The following is a 320-nucleotide window of genomic DNA, read 5'->3' as shown; positions in this document are numbered from 1 at the left end:
GCAAACGCCGGGGCGGTGAGGTGTCGGTGGCCAACACGTCGGAGGGCGCCATGTTCACCGCCCGGATGTCCGTCGGCCGACCGGCCGACCGAGCGACGGAGGGAGTCCGATGATCGATGTGCTGATCGTGGAGGACGACTTCATGGTGGCGCGGATCCACCGCGGTTTCGTCAACGACGTCGCCGGGTTCCGGGTGATCGGCACGGCCGACTGCGGAGAACGGGCCCTCACCGCGGTGGCCGAGCTGCAACCCGACCTGGTGCTGCTCGACCTCTACCTCCCCGACATGTTCGGCCTGGAGATCATCCCCAGGCTGCGCA

The 320-nt window shown here is 68.4% G+C and carries 1 protein-coding gene; it reads left to right on the top strand.

Going from position 1 to position 320, the window contains the following annotated elements:
• Positions 1–109: 109 nt before the first annotated feature.
• Positions 110–320: response regulator (locus ACLZOT_RS51230; protein WP_416976149.1), on the top strand; the 211-nt coding region annotated here is incomplete at its 3' end.

This window comes from Streptomyces sp. 4F14 (genome assembly GCF_048159485.1).
In the GTDB taxonomy this organism is placed as follows: domain Bacteria; phylum Actinomycetota; class Actinomycetes; order Streptomycetales; family Streptomycetaceae; genus Streptomyces.
The sequence above is the reverse complement of the archived record's forward strand: the minus strand, read 5'-3'. Positions and strand labels throughout refer to the sequence as shown.